Source organism: Actinomyces sp. (genome assembly GCF_030530635.1).
Classification (GTDB): domain Bacteria; phylum Actinomycetota; class Actinomycetes; order Actinomycetales; family Actinomycetaceae; genus Actinomyces.
Genome location: NZ_JAUMUL010000035.1, coordinates 1 through 1,988, shown reverse-complemented (window position 1 = coordinate 1,988; position 1,988 = coordinate 1). Strand labels below are relative to the sequence as shown.

The 1,988-nt window shown below is 66.7% G+C and carries 1 pseudogene; it reads right to left on the bottom strand.

Annotated elements, in window-relative coordinates:
• Positions 1–240 precede the first annotated feature (240 nt).
• A pseudogene (locus Q4A20_RS09065) lies at positions 241–1,367 on the bottom strand (transposase); the annotation flags it as partial.
• Positions 1,368–1,988: the final 621 nt, after the last annotated feature.

Here is a 1,988-nt window from a genome sequence, read left to right as displayed (position 1 = left end):
ACGTGCCGAGGTCGGTTTGGGGGTGTGGTGTTGGAGGGGACCTCGGGTGTGTGGGGTAGGGGGCGGTGATGTTGGCGATGACGATTGTGGTATTGGGGTGATTTCGGGATGCAGGGCTTGTCTGGGTGGTCTGTCGTTGGCGTCAAGTGGCGTGGGTGGTGGCCCGAAGCGTCCGGAATCGGCACAAACGACTTCGACGTCGCGAGGAGCCTGTCAATATGTTTGTGTAAGTGGGTTGGGTCACAGGTGGGGGTTGATTCGTTCTGGGTAGGCCAGGGCGAGTTGCTGGAGGGCTTGCTTTGCCTGTTGGTGGTCACCGCTCCCTCAACGAGCCGGCCCGGCGCTCTTTGCGTTTGCTGGCGGGTAGGTTCTTCTCCTTCTCGCGCTGTCTGGCGCGCTTGACCCTCGGGTGTTGCAGATGGCCAGCCACAGCAGCTTCACCGCCGCGGCGTCGGAGCGGGTGCTGGCCCCGGTTCTTGGAGACCTTGCGCAGCTGGTAGCTCGCAGGCTCGATACTGTTGGTGGTGGGGGTGCCTCCCACCAAGGGTGGGGGAGAGATGACCCGGCGTCTCGTCGGCCGGAGTACGCCAGGAACGGCTGTGTTCCGCACCCCAGGTGTAGGTGAAGGCCTGTGTGAGCCGCCGGGTAGCGCTGGCCGAGTTCGCTGGCCTCGAAGGCCGCCAGGTCCACCCCTGGGGCGGCCTCCTCGCCCGCGGCCTGGCAGGGTCGGCCGCAGCGCGGCGCACACGCCCCTTGCGGTCCCTGGTAGGTGCGCGAACCCTTGTGGCGGCCCGGAACCGGGTGCTACCCACGCAGGTTAGGGGCGGTGGCCTGTGGCCAGGTCGCCCAGGTCGCCCCTGGGGGGAACCCGGTCAGCCCACCCGGCACACGATCAGCCGCGCCCCCATGGACGCCGCGGTTGTGCCGGCACGGGTGCACACTCCGGCCCAGAACTTCGCTCCCGTCATGGGTCAGGTGCCCAGATACCCAGGCCACGTGCAAGATGGCCGTCCATGCCCCGCGCCTTAAGGCGATGTGTGCGGCCCGGTTGGAGGCATGGGCCCCGTCGCGGATCCCGGCCATGATCGCGCCCCTGGCAGAATCACCGGGCAGAAGGGGGCCACTCGGCGGCCGGCGGGGCCAGGCCAGTACCTCCCCCGCCAGGTCTAGGTCGGTGACCTGTGTTGACCGGTTTCGTGGCACCGGCTCGGTGCCGATGGTCGAGGCCAAATGATGCTGGGGTGTCCCGCACCCTCAATGCCGCCGGCGTACAGGCTGATGATCATCCCGTCCAGGCCGTCCAGGCGGCGCTGTCCCTTGGGTACCAGCATCGGGGTGAAGGTGCCGGCCCTGTCCCGCGGCACGTCCTCCGGGTCGGCATCCCCGATCCTTAAGTGCTGATCGTCTTACGGCTGGTGCCGCCAAAGGGAGTTGGGATGCACCGCGGCGTCGGCAGCGCCCTTCTCGTAGCCCAAGTGGCTGGTCAGCTCGGCCACCCAGGACCCCGCACCCCGGGGGCCGCCCCGGGCACGCCGGTGGGCAGGCCATCCTCTCCGGTCAACGGGGTGCCGGCATCGATCTGGGAGAAGATCTCACCCCAACGTGCCCGAGGCCACCGGCTCCTCAGCGATCTCACGCTGCCGCTCACCAGCCGCAACCCGATCCTCACTAGCAGTCATACTCACCCTCTCGTCTCCTTGTAGGTCGGACCACACCCCTTACACAAACAATCTGACACCCTCAGAACGTTGGAATCATGCGGAATCAGAAACTGCCCCAGCGGTCACCGGCGGCCTTTGTGCCGATTTCGGACATTCCACCCACCCGGAAAGTCCGCCCGGGCGCACACCACCCACCAGGCAAACAGCACCCAACACCGACACACCCTCAAACCAGAAGAGCCCGTTTACTACGCCGGTTAGATCTGTGTTGAAGGCTCCGTCGCCCTTCAGCAGACACCTAACCGGTGTAGTAGAGCACGAACCGGC